General features: G+C 54.6%; 11 protein-coding genes. 5 read left to right on the forward strand and 6 right to left on the reverse strand.

Annotated features, from left to right (window positions below; all coding sequences use genetic code 11):
* Positions 1-10: 10 nt before the first annotated feature.
* From minD to BJF95_RS12195, 3 genes are all read left to right on the forward strand, one after another.
* Positions 11-826, forward strand: a complete 816-nt coding sequence (gene minD / locus BJF95_RS12185) for a septum site-determining protein MinD (RefSeq protein ID WP_075639728.1) — start codon at positions 11-13, stop codon at positions 824-826.
* Positions 823-1083 (forward strand): cell division topological specificity factor MinE, encoded by a 261-nt coding sequence (gene minE / locus BJF95_RS12190; protein WP_075639729.1) that lies wholly within the window; start codon positions 823-825, stop codon positions 1081-1083. The genes minD and minE overlap by 4 nt, the downstream gene beginning before the upstream one ends.
* Positions 1084-1297: 214 nt before the next feature.
* Complete coding sequence (locus BJF95_RS12195; protein WP_075639730.1) at positions 1298-3394, forward strand: hypothetical protein; 2097 nt, start codon at positions 1298-1300, stop codon at positions 3392-3394.
* A 68-nt stretch (positions 3395-3462) separates the two neighbouring features.
* Here the strand turns inward: BJF95_RS12195 and BJF95_RS12200 are convergent, their stop codons facing one another.
* The 3 genes from BJF95_RS12200 to BJF95_RS12210 all read right to left on the reverse strand — a co-directional run bounded on the left by BJF95_RS12200 (position 3463) and on the right by BJF95_RS12210 (position 8565).
* On the reverse strand, positions 3463-4002 hold the full coding sequence (locus BJF95_RS12200; RefSeq protein ID WP_075639731.1) for an AAA family ATPase: 540 nt from the start codon (positions 4000-4002) through the stop codon (positions 3463-3465).
* 251 nt (positions 4003-4253) lie between these two features.
* Entirely contained in the window at positions 4254-5186 is a 933-nt protein-coding gene (locus BJF95_RS12205; protein ID WP_075639732.1) for a response regulator, read from the reverse strand.
* Positions 5179-8565, reverse strand: a complete 3387-nt coding sequence (locus BJF95_RS12210) for a hybrid sensor histidine kinase/response regulator (protein WP_075639733.1) — start codon at positions 8563-8565, stop codon at positions 5179-5181. Before BJF95_RS12210 ends, BJF95_RS12205 begins: the two co-directional genes overlap by 8 nt.
* A gap of 387 nt (positions 8566-8952) precedes the next feature.
* Between BJF95_RS12210 and olsC the strand changes: the two genes are divergently transcribed.
* Positions 8953-9786, forward strand: a complete 834-nt coding sequence (olsC, locus tag BJF95_RS12220; RefSeq protein ID WP_075639735.1) for an ornithine lipid ester-linked acyl 2-hydroxylase OlsC — start codon at positions 8953-8955, stop codon at positions 9784-9786.
* Between the two features lie 93 nt (positions 9787-9879).
* On the opposite strand, the gene BJF95_RS12225 is transcribed toward olsC, so the two are convergent.
* The 3 genes from BJF95_RS12225 to BJF95_RS12235 are packed head-to-tail and all read right to left on the reverse strand — an operon-like array spanning position 9880 to position 13605.
* A complete protein-coding gene (locus tag BJF95_RS12225) occupies positions 9880-12420 on the reverse strand; it encodes an HWE histidine kinase domain-containing protein (protein ID WP_245297308.1) in 2541 nt (846 codons plus the stop codon).
* Positions 12407-13042: a biliverdin-producing heme oxygenase gene (locus BJF95_RS12230; RefSeq protein ID WP_139317479.1), complete on the reverse strand. Its 636-nt coding sequence runs from the start codon at positions 13040-13042 to the stop codon at positions 12407-12409. The genes BJF95_RS12225 and BJF95_RS12230 overlap by 14 nt, the downstream gene beginning before the upstream one ends.
* A 41-nt stretch (positions 13043-13083) precedes the next feature.
* Positions 13084-13605, reverse strand: coding sequence for a DUF5680 domain-containing protein (locus BJF95_RS12235; RefSeq protein WP_342587945.1), 522 nt, complete (start codon positions 13603-13605; stop codon positions 13084-13086).
* A 190-nt stretch (positions 13606-13795) separates the two neighbouring features.
* Between BJF95_RS12235 and urtA the strand changes: the two genes are divergently transcribed.
* Positions 13796-15043, forward strand: a complete 1248-nt coding sequence (urtA, locus tag BJF95_RS12240; RefSeq protein ID WP_425348697.1) for an urea ABC transporter substrate-binding protein — start codon at positions 13796-13798, stop codon at positions 15041-15043.
* Positions 15044-15187 lie beyond the last annotated feature (144 nt).

Here is a 15187-nt window from a genome sequence, read left to right on the forward strand (position 1 = left end):
GGAGAGCAAGATGGGGAAGGTCATTGTTGTGACATCAGGCAAGGGTGGGGTTGGCAAAACCACATCCACGGCCGCCCTTGGCGCAGCACTCGCCCAGCGCGGCGAAAAAGTTGTCGTTGTGGATTTCGATGTCGGCTTGCGCAATCTCGATTTGGTGATGGGTGCTGAGCGCCGGGTTGTTTACGATCTGGTCAACGTCATTCAGGGTGATGCCAAGCTGACGCAGGCGCTGATCCGTGACAAGCGGCTGGACACCCTGTTCCTGCTGCCCGCCTCGCAAACGCGCGATAAGGACAATCTCACACCCGAAGGTGTGGAATGGGTGATTGCAGAGCTGAAAAAGCATTTTGACTGGGTGGTTTGCGATAGCCCCGCCGGCATCGAGCGCGGCGCGACGCTGGCCATGCGTCATGCCGATGTGGCCGTGGTTGTCACCAACCCGGAAGTGTCGTCGGTGCGCGACTCTGACCGCATCATTGGCCTTTTGGATAGCAAGACCGTGAAGGCCGAGCGCGGCGAGCGGATGGAAAAGCACCTGCTGCTGACCCGCTACGATGCAACCCGCGCCCAGCGCGGCGATATGCTGAAGGTGGAAGACGTGCTGGAAATCCTTTCCATCCCGCTTCTGGGCATTATCCCGGAAAGCATGGATGTGTTGAAAGCCTCCAACATGGGCGCACCCGTGACACTGGCCGACACCAAGAGCGCTGCTGCCACCGCCTATTTCGAAGCCGCCCGTCGTTTGGCTGGTGAAGACCTTCCTGTGTCGATGCCTGGCGAAAAGCGCGGTTTGCTCGGCAAGATTTTCTCCCGGAGGGCCGCATGAGCATTTTCAACCTTTTCCGCAAGCCCCAAACTGCGCCGATGGCGCGGGAGCGCCTGCAAGTGCTGCTCGCCCACGAGCGCGCCTCCCAAGGCTCCGACCTCGTGGCCATTCTGCGCGAGGAAATTCTGGCCGTGATTGCCAAACACGTTCAGGTCGATGCCGACAAGGTCCGCGTGAAAGTGGACCGCGATGAGCATGTGTCGATTCTGGAAATCGACGTGGAGATTCCGATGGACGCCAAGGCTTTGGCTGCTTGATGGGGTAGGGTTGGCCGGTGTGGCTGACCTAAAAGAGATGAGAGATTTTGCAGCCGCAAAGTGAGAGCTTTGCGGCTGTTTGTGTTTTTTGCTTCCGATACAAATTCCTTCGCTATGGAAGGTTGAGTTTGTTGCTCTAAGTTGTCGTTGTCATGAAAATTAATAGAAATTTCGAATTTGAGAATTGAGATCTACTTATATTGAGAGGCAGGACATGAGCGACATTTCTGAAAATGCGGCCAGAACCCTTTCATCTGCTTTGCTAGCCTGCCTTGATGAGGTGGCACCAGATAACGCTTTGCTTCATGCCTTTGGTGGTTGGGCTGATGCTTTTAAAGACCTTGCCGATGGTCATGATCGAGAAAGCTATAAAAAGCCCCCGGCCATTGTTGGCGTGGCGGCGTTATGTGTTTTGCAGGCCTTGAGGCGTGCCAGTCGGCATGCTGACATGGCTCCGTTTCTTTTGGAACTGGGCGACCTGTTTCGTGTCGTATATCGGTACGAGCCGCACGATCTTCCAATGACAACCTTGCTGAGTCATTTCAATTTTCTCCATATACCGTTTATTTTGGATTGGCTCGAGCGTGAGCAACAAGCCGAAACACCAGAATGGATTCTGAAGTTTAAGCCCCATCGGCGGGAGGATTGGCGTGACAACTCTCTCGATGATGCGCTTGTTTCAGAGGTGTTGTCCCATCCGGCAATCAATGCCTATGGACCGTTTGTTTATGACCCGGCATGGGTGTTGGAGCAGCAAGAAAAGACGCTCTTGCTTGGTCCGATGGATGACCGCCTGGAATCCGTGCGAGAGTTCGAATCGCTTATTTTAATGAATGCGCTAAATGCAAACATGCCGGAACGGGCGCTTCCTTTGCTCGATGAAAAGCTTGAACGCTATCTCGAAAGTCCAATCCGGGACGGTCAAAATTTCATCTTCAACGCGATCTGTGTGTTGGCAGGGGTTGGAGACAATGATCGTGCGCTTCGTACGGCAAAGGCTTTGGTGAGGATTGGCTATCACCTTACATTTCGCTTTTTTGTTGATCCAGAAAAGGATGATGTCTGGAACAGAGAAACGCGCCAGCATGAATGGTTGGCTGATCTGGTAAAAACGCCTGAGTATCAAAAATTTCTGGATGATATTGAGGGCAAGATTGTCAACTACACAGACCCGGATCAGACAACATTCGCATTTCTTCAAGATGGAATTTACAAAGGCAAGGCGCGAAAGAAATGCAATTTGACCAAAACGCTCATCGAACCAGGAACGAAGGTTGTGCGTATTCGCGGCTTGTGTGGTAAAAGTGTGGAGCAAGAGCTCAGACTTGCGGCGGCGACGGCGTTTGATGATGGTCGCTGGGCAGAGCGCAGACGTGAGTTCGAAGAAAATAGAGTGCCTTTGCATCTCGTTTTCTCCCGCAATTACCGTAAACATTGGCGCAGTCCTCATATTGCTGCTTTTGCCTATGATGTTCGCGATGCTGGGACTGTTGATATCAAACGCGCTGTGCAGCTTGTTGCAGACCATCAACCGCCACCCATTTGGAGAGAGTGGTACACGGAACGCCATCAGAGACTCGAGGATGGCTTTCCAATTTTCGAGGGTGCTGAAGGCTATGGTGATGCGGTTAATTTGATTTGGCGTCTTGTCAAGGCGGGCTATGGCGAGCCATTCATGCAGGCCGCGCGTGACCTTCCAACCGAGAAGGCCGACAAGGTATTTGCAATGTTGGGTACGTTCGCATTCCCTTTGTTCAGGGCTGGTGCGCAATCTCATTTTGGCATTCGCGATTTGCCGGAAATCATGGAAATCGTTTTCAAGGAACGTTTGACAGTTGAAGAGCACTTGAGGGTCGCTGATTTCGGCCATGAACACCCGCGCTACAGGGCAGCACTTCTGAGCGCAAGGCACGCTTATGGTTTGCATCTTTATTCGAACTACGGGCCAACCGTTGATTGGTTCTTACAAGGCCTTGATCATTTTTCACTGGCAAAGGGTTGCCACTTGCTTTTCTTCTTTATCCATCACATCGATGAAGACGAAATTCTAGAAAAAATGATGGAGACTGGTTGGCTACCCAGTTCAAACGGAGGTAGCAGCAGCAGCGATATTTATGGCAATAGCAGCCATTTTTATATGAGAACCGTGCTATTTCATCTTGCGCTGAATGCGCCGGAGCGTGTTCGTCCATGGATTGATCGCCCCCTTATTCAGGCACATTGTTACATGTCGGTTGACCGTGAGACGTTTCGACTCGTTGACAAGCTTCTGAAGAGCACATCTTCGGTTGCTGGTAAGATGCGGTCGTGATCGTTCTTTTAAACAGGAGATGATTGCTGACGGTCAAATTGACTGGGCGGTGTAATAGCTGTGTGACGTCATTTGGTCATTTCAAGTCTGGTCAAAACAAACTCCACCCGCTGTTCAACGCTCACCTTGGGCAAAACCACGACCTCATACCCAAGTGCCGGATAGGTGGTGAGCAGGCGCTGATATTCCTGTTCTGCCGCCGTTAGATCATGTTGGCGCTCCGCATCTTGCTGGTAAATCTCGGGCCATGGTGGGGTGAGGAAAACGCGGGTGTGGTAGCGGTGTTGATGTTTGAGGGCGTTTAATTGGGCCTCATCGCCGGTTTCGGTTTTCAGGGCGGAGCTAGCGTCGATCAGGCTGCGATCGAAGAAGACCCAGCCGGGGAGGGATACTGCTCTTTCTCGGTCTTCCAGTGCCATGGTGATGGCGCGTTGGGCAAAGGCGGCCATGTTGATCCACGGCAGAGCGGCTCCATCGGCCGCTTGTTCTTGCGCCACAATGCGGCGACCCGGCTCGTCTATGGTGGCATAGCCTTTGGCTTTGAGGGCTGAGAGTAGGGTCGATTTTCCGCCGCCAGAGCAGCCGGAGAGGATGACGAAGCGGTTCATGGTGTGTGTCTCTGGATTGGGTTGACTTATTGACCTTGGAGCAAGTTCCCCCTCTGGTCTGCCGACCATCTCCCCCACAGGTGGGGAGATTGGATAGGCGTTGTCGCTCATTTCAACTGAGACGGTGGCGAGTTCCGACGTGTTGAAAGCTCGATGTGAAGCGGGAAGTCTGCTCCTTGTTGATCTCCCCACCTGTGGGGGAGATGCCCGGCAGGGCAGAGGGGGTATTATGTCACAGACGCAAATATTCCTCACTCCACCCTAAGCACTGCCGCCGCCTTCACCGCCGCAGAAGCTCTATTCTCCACACCAAGCTTCACATAGATCTGTTCCAGGTGCTTGTTCACGGTGCGGGCGGCGAGGCCGAGGATTTCGCCGATGTCGCGGTTGGGTTTGCCGCGGGCAATCCAGAGAAGAACTTCGGATTCGCGCTGGGTGAGGCCAAAGGCCTGGCGCAGGCGCTCGTCCTCGCGCTGGGTGTTGGCTTGGGTTAGGCGAAAGAGGAATTCGTCGGCACCCATGGAGCCGAGGTAGGTGATTTGGAGGCTTGCCGCATCCTCTTGCGGAATGGAAAAGGCGGTGTCGCGGGCTAAGGGCCTGCTGGATTTTATGGTGTCGGCGATGGCGCGGGTTACGGTTTCGAGCCCGTCTTCGCGCCCGGTGGCATCGCTCACCAACCGGCTGGCTTGCGGGGTGGACCACAGCAGGCTGCCATCGCCGCGAAGCGCAATCAAGTGGCGGCCTGCGGCGTCCAGGGCCACGCGGGCACTTTGGGCCGAGCGGGCGTTGCTAAGATGCACGCGGATGCGGGCGCGCAGCTCGTCGATATTGATCGGTTTGGTGAGGTAATCGACACCGCCGGAATCCAGCGCGTGGACGACGTGTTCGGTATCGGTCAGGCCGGTCATGAAAATCACCGGCACTTGAGCAACCGATGGATTGGCCTTGATCTGGCGGCAGGTTTCAAAGCCGTCCATGCCGGGCATGATGGCATCCAGCAGGATCAAATCGGGGCTGATGCGCTCGACAATGCCAAGGGCGGCTTTGCCAGAGGTGGCAATCAGCACCGAAAAGCCGGATTGCTCCAAAGCATCGGTGAGAAAGCCCAGCGTTTCCGGGCTGTCATCCACCAAAAGCACAATATCACGAGGAGATGGATCGCGAGGAGATGGGGTGTCAGCCACGGGGTTTCTCTTTCTCGATTTTATCCAGATGGGCCAGTAATCCGGCCATATCAAAGCCTTGCACAAAGGTGCGCAGCTCTTCCACAAAAACCAGATAATCCGGGTTGTTTGCCAGCTCTTGCAGCTTGCTGTCCAGACCGCGTTTATAGCCGATCTGCGCCAGTTGCCGCAAATCTTCAACGGCGCTTGCATCGGGCAAAATCATGGGCGTTTTGGCCTTGGGCGCGTCCACGGTTTTGGGCAGGTCATCGGCGTAGAGCCAGGTCAGGCCAAGATGGCGGGCCAGCTTGTCACGCAGCATTTTCACATCCACCGGCTTGGGGATGGCGTCGTTGTGGCCGCTGGAGCCGGGTTCGCGCACCGCAACATCGCCGATGTTGGCCGACAGCATCAGGATCGGGGCCGTCTGACCTGCATCGCGCAGCTTTTCCACCAATTGCCAGCCGTTCATGCCCGGCATGGAAATATCCACCAAAAACAGATCGGGTTGAACGCCCTCAATCAGCGCCAAACAGTCTGGTCCACCAGTGGCGGTGAGGATGATGAAGCCCAAAGGGGCCAGTGCCTCGCGCATCAGGTCGCGGTGGTCCTCGTTGTCATCCACCACCACAAGGGTGCGGCGGGGGCCATCATAAGAGTGGATTTTGCGCTCTGGCTCTGGCGCTGTGCTGGGGCGCACCACGGCAGAGAGCATGAGGCGCACCCGGAAGGTGGTGCCGGTGTCGCGCTGACTTTGCACGGTGATTTCGCCGCCCAAGGTGTTGGTGAGCAGTTTGGTGATGGTCAGGCCAAGGCCCAATCCCGGCATCGGGCGGGTGCTATCGGCCTCGCCACGCTGGAAGGGCTCGAAAATGCGCTCAATATCCTTCTCCGCAATGCCGCGTCCGGTATCGGTTATGGTGAAACTGGCCACCTGGCTGCGGTAATCCACATCAAAGCGCACGATACCGCTATCTGTGAATTTGATGGCGTTGGAGAGCAGATTGACCAGAATTTGCCGCAAACGGCGCTCATCAGCCCGCACATATTGGGAGAGATTTTTGGCGCGGGTGTGGGTGAAGGTTAGCCCTTTGGCCTCGGCCTGCGGGCGGATCATATCAACAATCTGATCGAGAAAATCGTGAATGTTCAGCTCGGCGGAGATGACCTGCAACCGGCCAGCCTCGATTTTGGAAATATCCAGAAGGCCGTCAATCAGACCGGAGAGGTGATCTGCCGAGCGGCGTATGACCTTGATGGCGGGCTGGCGGGGCAGGGGAATGGTGTCATCCTGCTCCAGCAATTGCGCATAGCCCAGCACGGCGTTGAGGGGCGTGCGTAGCTCGTGGGAAAGGCCCACCACATAACGGCTCTTGGCGCGGTTGGCGGCTTCGGCGGTTTCCTTGGCGCTTTGCAGGGCGGCATCGGTTTTCTTGTGGGCGGAGATTTCTTTCAGGAGCAGACTGTTTTGCCGGTAAGATTCCTCTTCGGCCACCACGCGGCTGTCATGCGCCAGCACATAAAACCATGTGGCAATGCCAGCAATGACGGAGAAGACGAAAAACACGATCAGAATGGTGCCATTGACCACCAGCGATGTTTCCGGCGAGGCGGCGGAGACTTGATGGGCAATCAGCGCCAGAATGGCACCGATCAGCGAAATCGCCCCCACGCTGGTCAGCGCGTAGCGGCCAAGGCGGGTCATCAGCCGGTCAATCACCGTTTCCGGCAGCAGTTTGCGGGCAACTAGGCCCACTTGGGTGTTCAGCCGCGCCTTTGGCTTGCACATATCATGGCAGCGGCTATCCAGCGAGCAACAGAGCGAACAGATGGGCGCGGCATAGGCGGGGCACCACGCCATATCCTCCGGCTCAAACGGGTGTTCGCAGATGGAGCAGGTGATGTGGCTGAGGCTTTTCCAGCTCTGGCGCGGCTTGCGGGCCAGATAATATTTGCCCTTGGTGGACCATGCCAGAAGCGGCGAAATCACAAAGGCCAGCAGAGTAATAAAGGTGGAGAGCGAGGCCAAAAGTTGTCCAAACAGGCCAAAGTGGGCCGCCAGTGCAATGCTGGCCGAAATCAGCAGTGTGCCGCAGCCCACTGGGTTGATGTCATACAAATGGGCGCGTTTGAACTCGATGCCCTTTGGTGCCAGCCCCAAACGCTTGTTGATAAACAGATCGGCGGAAATGGTACAAAGCCACGCCATGGCGATGATGGAGAAAATGCCAAGGGTTGCCTCCAGCAGCCGATAGATGCCAAGCTCCATCAACAAAAGCGCAATGCCGACATTAAACACCAGCCACACCACCCGGCCCGGATGGCTGTGGGTGAGGCGCGAGAAGAAGTTGGACCACGCCAGCGAACCCGCATAGGCGTTCATCACATTGATTTTAAGCTGTGACACCACCACAAACGCCACCATCAGCAACAGCGCAATGGTGTGGTTGGGGGCAATATAGCCAAAGGCGGTGAGATACATATGGGCCGGATCAGCGGCATTTTGCAGAGAAACACCGTTGGACAGTGTCAGAACGGCCAAAAATGAACCAGCCAGCAGCTTTGGCACGCCCACCACCACCCAGCCAGCACCGGCCAGAAACACCATAAACCGATGCCGTAATTTGCGCCCGCCTTCGGGCGGCAGGAAGCGCAGAAAGTCGACCTGTTCGCCAATCTGCGGCATCAGTGCCAGAATAACGGCAGAGGCTGCCCCAAAATCGGCGAGGCGAAAGGGTGAGGTGGGCTCAAGACCGGCGTTGGAATGGCTGATCCCGGCAAAGGCCTGCCAGAGATCAAACTTGCTCCAATCCTGAAAGGCAATGAACACGAAGGGTGCGATGTTGAGAATGATCCAGATCGGCTGGGTCAGCAATTGAAAGCGCGAAATCAACTGGATGCCGTAGGTCACCAGCGGAATGACCACCACTGCGGAAATGATATACCCAATGCTGGGCGGAATGCCAAAGGCCAGATCCAGCGCGCCTGTCATGATCGATGCCTCAATGGCAAACAGCATGAAGGTAAAGCTGGCATAGATCAGCGAGGTGATGGTGGAGCCGATATAGCCAAAGCCAGCACCACGGGTGAGAAGATCAATATCCACCCCTTCGCGGATGGCAAAACGGCTAATCGGCAGGCCCACCAGCAGCATGAGGAGGGCTGCCACCAGAATGGCAAAAAACGCATTGGTGGTGCCGTAAGACAGCGTAATTGTGCCGCCAATCGCCTCCAGCGCCAGAAAGGAAATGGCCCCGATGGCGGTTTGCGAAATGCGGCTGGAGGAAAAGCGGCGCGCACTTTTGGCCGTAAACCGCAGGGCATAATCTTCCAGCGTCTGGTCTGCCACCCAGCGGTTATATTGGCGACGAACGGGAATGATGCGTTGGCGTGCGGCCATGCGAAATTCTACGACCTTATATGGGTTACGGCTTAAATGCGCGGTGCGTTTTTAAGAATGAGCCTGAGCCGCGCATTATCCTTGTTTTTTCCGCAGCGACGTCATCGTTTCATTGTGGGCAATGAAACGCGACATGCTTTAGTTTCAATGGATTGTGACGGTTTGGCAAGTGCCGGCTGAGAAAGGTCAGCAAAAGACTGTTGTTTTCAACCCTTGTATTCCTATTGTGACAGTGTATGTCGCAATTTATCCGCATTTTGCTGGCCATTCAAAATACCAGATTGCTTTTGTCGTGTTTTGGGTTTTGAAACCAGCTTCAGGGATTGAAACACGAAAAACCAAGCCCCAGTTAACAGATTGGTCTTTCTAGAAAGAAAGTGTCGTTCGATGGATATGCCTGCCTCTCAGTCCCCAGCCTCTGCTCAACACGAACAAAGTTTTGGCACGAGTGGCATCGCGCCGATGGAGCGCCCGAGCCGCATCACGCGGTTTTTTATGGCCATTGTTGGCTGGGCGGAGCGCCTGAATTTCAAATATGCCAAGCTTGGCAATCCGCCGGTGTATGACAATGCCACGTTTCCGTGGGTGGCCGAGGTCGAAAAGGCCTATCCGGCCATTCGCGCCGAGCTGGACAAGATTTTGGTTCGCCAGGCAGAACTGCCAAGCTTTCAGGATATTTCCACCGATGTGAAAACCATTTCCACCGATAACCATTGGAAGACCTTTTTCCTTTTGGGCTTTGGTCTGAAGTCGCAGCAAAATATCGATGCCTGCCCGGAAACGTGGAAGGCGATGCAGAATATTCCAGGCCTGACCACCGTGATGTTCTCGATTTTTGAGCCGGGTAAGCATCTGCCCGCCCATCGCGGCCCCTATAATGGCGTGCTGCGCCTGCATCTGGGCATGATTGTGCCGGAGCAGAGCGAACGGATTGCCATTCGTGTCAAAGATCAGATTTGCAATTGGCAAGAAGGTAAAGTGCTGATTTTTGATGATGCTTACGAGCATGAAGCGTGGAACCACACCGACAAAACCCGCGTGGTGCTGTTCGTGGATTTTGCCAAGCCATTGAAGTTTCCGGCACGGCTGGTCAATTGGGCGCTGATGCATCTGGCGATTTTCACGCCATTTATCCGCGAAGGCCTCGACAACCACAATGAGTGGGAAAAGAAGTTTTATGCGGAAGCCGAAAAACTGAGAAATCAGCCCAAAGCGGGCTGATTTTTGCCAAAACCAAATGATGTGTGAAAAGGCCAAAATCGAATATCGGTTTTGGCCTTTTGTTTGTGCTTTTGCCTTACAAAGGCTCGCCCCTTACAAAGGTTCGCCATTGAGCCGGTTGGTAATTGCCGCCAACAACCGATCACTCTCATAGGGCTTGTTGACGACGGGAACGTTTTTCAGGCTATCGGGCACCACGGAGCCTTCGGCATAGCCGGTGGCAAACACGAATGGAATGCCAAGGCGACGCAGCTCTTCTGCGACCGCAATCGAGGTATGATTGCCGAGATTGATGTCGAGAACCGCAAAATTCGGTTTGGTGTTTTTCAGCTGTGCCAGGGCATTTTGTGCAGAGCCTGCCGTCAGCACATTGATGAAGCCTGCGTCGTTCAACATCATCTCGGCGTCCATCGCAATCAACATCTGGTCTTCCACCAAAAGGATCGGCAGGTTTTTGTCGATGGTCAGCATTGTCGATTTATCCGTTATCAATGGGTTGCTGTGCGCTTTTGTGTCGGGCCGCTGAAAGCCACTTAGAAATTGGGCAGGCAAAATCAGTTCTGCTACCAGCCCTGCCGGATCAAATCGCACGGTGCTTTTGCCGCCAAGATCATAGGGTATGCTGCGGTCAATCAAAGCCGAGCCGAAGCCTCTGCGGTGCGGCTGATGCACGATCGGCCCCCCTGATTCCTGCCATGAGAGCGTACAATCGCCTTGCTCTGTCCAGCGCCAGCGGACAGTCAATGTGCCACCTGGGCACGACAATGCACCATATTTTGCGGCATTGGTGCAGAGTTCGTGGATCACAAGGGCAGCAACAGCATAGGCACGGCTATCCAGAATCACCATGGGACCATCCATATGGATCGTCGTGGTGGTGGTGTGATAGGGGCCAAGCTCGGCTTTGAGCAGATCTTGCAATTGCCCGCTGCCGCTGCCGCGTATCACCTGATCATGGGCGTGGGCGAGGGCTTGAATACGTCCTTTAAGGGTGGCAACGTAACCATTTAGCCCCTGTTCGGCGCGCGCTGGTGCACCCACCAGTGATTTGATGACGGCCAGAATGTTTTTGACGCGGTGGTTGAGCTCTTCATTCAGAATGCGCTGGCGGATATCGGACTTCTGGCGCTCATCCTCCATAATCTCATTGTGGCGCAGCACCGTTTCCACGGTGACTGAGCGAATGCCAGCAGCAATTTCGCGGTGGATGTCGCTCCAGGCGTTGGATTGCCGGTGTACCGTTTCTTTCCAGATGGCAAAGCTCTTGCGCGGGGTCAGCCGATCGCCAAGCGGCCCTGTGGAATAGGATTTTTCCGGATTGCCGGCCCAATTGAGGGTTTGCAAGCGTTCTTTGCGGAAAAACACCAGATAATCCCGCGGAATTTGACTGAAGGGGATCGCCAAAACGCCCGAGACAGCCTCATAATAGGCTTCAGCTGGCGGAAACACACTGGACAGGTTGTGAGTGGCCCAGATTTGCCCTTCGGATACGGTGGTCAAAAAATGCATCAGCGGTTCGACATCGGCAAGCGCCGGGGCGGCACCGGTGGAGGACCATTGCCCGTTCATCCACAAACCGACGCCGTCGCATTCAATCAATTGTTGGAAATCGACGAGGCTGTCCCTGAACAGTTCATCCACATTGGCGTGGTGGGACGCCAATGTCAAAAAGCGATCCAGCGAGCGCCGGGTCTGGCTGGCCAGTTCCAGCCTCAGGTTTTGCTTGAGCGCCAAGAGCTCTAATGAGAGAAACTCTCCAAAAATTTCTGAAGAAATCCGCTGCGACAGGCTGAGGATTTTCGGGCTGTAATGATGGCAGGCAATCAGCCCCCATAATTCTCCGTTCATCATCAACGAGATAGACATGGAGGCACCGACGCCCATATTGCGCAGATATTCCAGATGGATGGGTGATACGCTGCGCAAATGGGCAAAGGACATATCCAGCGGTTCGCCTGAGGCATCCAGCTCCGGCACAAGTGCGACCCGGCTGCCGCCCGCATCGGAAATCACCCGAATGGGATTTTGCATGTAGAGTTTTCGAGCCTGCTGGGGAATGTCCGTTGCTGGAAAATATTGCCCCAGAAAACTCTCCAGATCAGCTCTTTTGGCTTCACTGACAACCTTGCCCGAGCCGTCGGCGTCAAAGCGATAAATCATGACGCGATCATAGCCAAGAACACCGCGGATCAGCCGCGCCGAGGTTTTGATCAGGCTGTCAATGTCCTTGATGCCTTTGATCCGGCCAATCAATTCGCGCGCAAGCTGGAGCGGTTCGCTGATGCCTTCGGAGCGTTCAAACTCGATAATCGCATTGCCACGATAGGTATGAATGCAGATGTCGAAATAGCGGCCTTCACCCAATTGCACATGGGTCAAGACTGCGGGCCGGGAGGCGTCCCTTGCAGTAGACAGTGCATTGCGCAGGTCATGGGTGATGTCGTCGCCCAATAAATCTTCAATGGCAAGATTATTGATCTCGCCTGCCACGCCCAGAAATTCCGCCGTATTGGCGGAAAAGCGCAGCACCCGCGTGACCTGCGCGTCACAAGCCAAAAGGCAGCCGTGTGGCTGGATGCTGCCGGGAATGTGGATGGGTTCACGATCGCAATTGGTCAGGTCAGTGGTCTGCAAGATTGTTTTCCATCACGGTTTCAAACGCTTGATGCGCGAACGAGAAAGTTTCATTGGCCCAATGGATCATCCGGGCCTCATTCAGGTGTTGCATTGCTTCCAGAACGCCTAAAAATGCGCTCCAATTGGCCGCATTTCCAGCCTGAACTGCCAGATGGGAAGCGCCGTTGCTTTCAGTGATGTTGAGGCTGGCCGCGCGTTTGACCAGAAGCTTTGCACCCAGAGAGGAACCTTCCAGCACATAAAACAAGCCAAGCCAATCTTCGATTTGCTCCGGCTGCGGAGTGGCAATCTCGGTCGTTTCCTCAGCTGCATCCGCGTGCAAACCAAGAGCCGATAAGTCGGCACGAATGGCGTTGCTAATCATCGAGGGGTGCCACCCATGGAACAATCCAACAGGTGCCCGGCTTTTAATGGTTTTTTCCAGGGGCAAACGAAACCTGGCACTGCCCAACACATAGGATCGATACGCTTGGAGAGACGAAAACGCACCAATTGTGGCGTCTAACGCTTCGTGTTTCTGTGCCGTGCCTCGCCTCAGCATGTGTCGCCGATGGGATACGGCCATGTAAATTTCTTTCTCCCTCAGATCAGCGTGTTCTAATAGCATGATAAATCGCACAAGCGCAATGTGCGCTTGTGCGTGCTATCTTGGGCTTTATCTCAAGGCCGGATCATACCGCCATGATAATCAAACTGATAGAGAAGCGTCGTGTTGAGGCGGATGGTTTCAACTCCTGTAAAGCGCTGGTAACTGCCCTCGGAATGATCACTGTAGTGAAAACCCTCAACTTCTTGCTGGAATCCACCTAAAAACCGGCCCTGTTGATAGAGCGCTTGCAGGGAGGTGGTGATGATCCGACCGGCCATCTCGGCTGTCAAAAGATCATCCTTGAGGATTTTTCCGTAATAGTTCATGCCCCAGACCGGGATTTCATCGCGCCACACCGTTTCCTGGCCCATAAAATCCGTTCCGCCAAAATAACTGTCGAGATAGGAAAAATTGGCCTTCTGGAAGCTGAGATCATGGCTGCCAGGACGGCACGATTGTCGATTTTTGGGTCCACGCCCTATGTAACAGTGCGACTTCGCCTCTAAAATAAATTCTTCAAGTGCGTCCATTGCTCCCACTCCCCAAAACATGAACATAAAGAGAACATATGGGCGAATGGTTTCGTTGGTCAAGCGCTTTTGTGGCCGGTACGGCTTATCTGCCCCGGCGCCTACGTCATTCGACGTATACGTTTTTGCTGCACTGCATCCGATACTGCCCCTCAGCAACGCAGAGACCTGCAATTCAATAAGTTGCACACTCAAAATGAGGGGAAATCAAATGAATTTCAAAGCACAGCTGAAGGGTGTCCTTCTTGGTGCCATGCTGTCCAGCACCGCCTTCCACGGTGCCTTTGCAGCAGATGACACCATCAAGGTTGGTATTTTGCATTCTCTCTCTGGCACCATGGCGATTTCGGAAACGACGCTGAAGGATGCCATGTTGATGCTCATTGACGAGCAGAACAAGAAGGGCGGCGTTTTGGGCAAGAAGCTGGAGCCAGTTGTGGTCGATCCGGCCTCCAACTGGCCGCTGTTTGCCGAAAAGGCCCGCGAACTGATTTCCAAGGACAAGGTGTCTGCCGTTTTCGGTTGCTGGACATCGGTGTCGCGTAAATCGGTTCTGCCAGTGTTCAAGGAACTGGATTCGGTTCTGTTCTACCCCGTGCAGTTTGAGGGCGAAGAAAGCGAACGCAACGTGTTCTACACGGGTGCCGCGCCTAACCAACAGGCCATTCCCGCTGTTGATTATCTGATGAAAAATGAAGGCGTGGAGCGTTGGGTGCTGGAAGGCACAGACTATGTTTACCCACGCACCACCAACAAGATTCTGGAAGCTTATCTCAAGTCCAAGGGCGTCAAGGCTGAAGACATCAAGGTGAATTACACGCCGTTCGGCTTCTCCGACTGGCAGACCGAAGTGGCCGCTATCAAGAAATTCGGCGGCGCTGGCAAGAAAACTGCGGTGATCTCGACGGTTAACGGCGATGCCAACGTGCCCTTCTACAAGGAACTGGGCAATCAGGGCGTCAAGGCCGAAGACATTCCGGTCATGGCCTTCTCGGTTGGTGAAGAAGAACTGGCCGGTATCGACACCAAGCCGCTGGTGGGCCATCTGGCTGCGTGGAACTATTTTGAATCCGTTGACACCCCGATCAATGCCGAATTCATCAAGACCTGGCACGCCTTTACCAAGAACGACAAGCGCGTGACCAATGACCCGATGGAAGCCGCCTATATTGGCTTCAACATGTGGGTGAAGGCGGTTGAAAAGGCAGGCACAGCTGAGCCAGACAAGGTGATTGATGCGCTGGTGGGCGTCTCCGTGCCCAACCTGACCGGCGGCTATGCCACCATGATGCCAAGCCATTACATCACCAAGCCGGTGCTGATTGGCGAAGTGCAGGAAAATGGCCAGTTCGACATCGTATCCCAGACACCAGAAGTGGTCGGCGACGAATGGTCTGACTTCCTGCCAGATAGCAAGGATCTGATTGCCGATTGGCGCATGCCGATGAACTGCGGCAACTTCAACGTCAAGACCGGCAAGTGCGGCGGTAAAGGCTCGTAATATCCCCAGCCTGTAACTGACTGCGGGTGCCTCGGCATCCGCAGCTTTTTTCCCTTTCCAGTAGGGATTCATCTTGAGAGGGCCGAAACATTGCGATCCTGTTTGAACCATCTGTCCTCTGTGCTGGCTGCCGGGCTTTTGCTG

The sequence above is a fragment of the Rhizobium oryziradicis genome (assembly GCF_001939045.1).
Classification (GTDB): domain Bacteria; phylum Pseudomonadota; class Alphaproteobacteria; order Rhizobiales; family Rhizobiaceae; genus Allorhizobium; species Allorhizobium oryziradicis.

Bases quoted from the DNA above. Each gene is read 5' to 3' on its own strand.
- urtA (WP_425348697.1), top strand. From the start codon at position 13,796: ATGCTGTCCAGCACCGCCTTCCACGGTGCCTTTGCAGCAGATGACACC.
- BJF95_RS12210 (WP_075639733.1), bottom strand. From the start codon at position 8,565: ATGGCCGCACGCCAACGCATCATTCCCGTTCGTCGCCAATATAACCGC.
- olsC (WP_075639735.1), top strand. From the start codon at position 8,953: ATGGATATGCCTGCCTCTCAGTCCCCAGCCTCTGCTCAACACGAACAA.
- BJF95_RS12195 (WP_075639730.1), top strand. From the start codon at position 1,298: ATGAGCGACATTTCTGAAAATGCGGCCAGAACCCTTTCATCTGCTTTG.
- minE (WP_075639729.1), top strand. From the start codon at position 823: ATGAGCATTTTCAACCTTTTCCGCAAGCCCCAAACTGCGCCGATGGCG.
- minD (WP_075639728.1), top strand. From the start codon at position 11: ATGGGGAAGGTCATTGTTGTGACATCAGGCAAGGGTGGGGTTGGCAAA.
- BJF95_RS12200 (WP_075639731.1), bottom strand. From the start codon at position 4,002: ATGAACCGCTTCGTCATCCTCTCCGGCTGCTCTGGCGGCGGAAAATCG.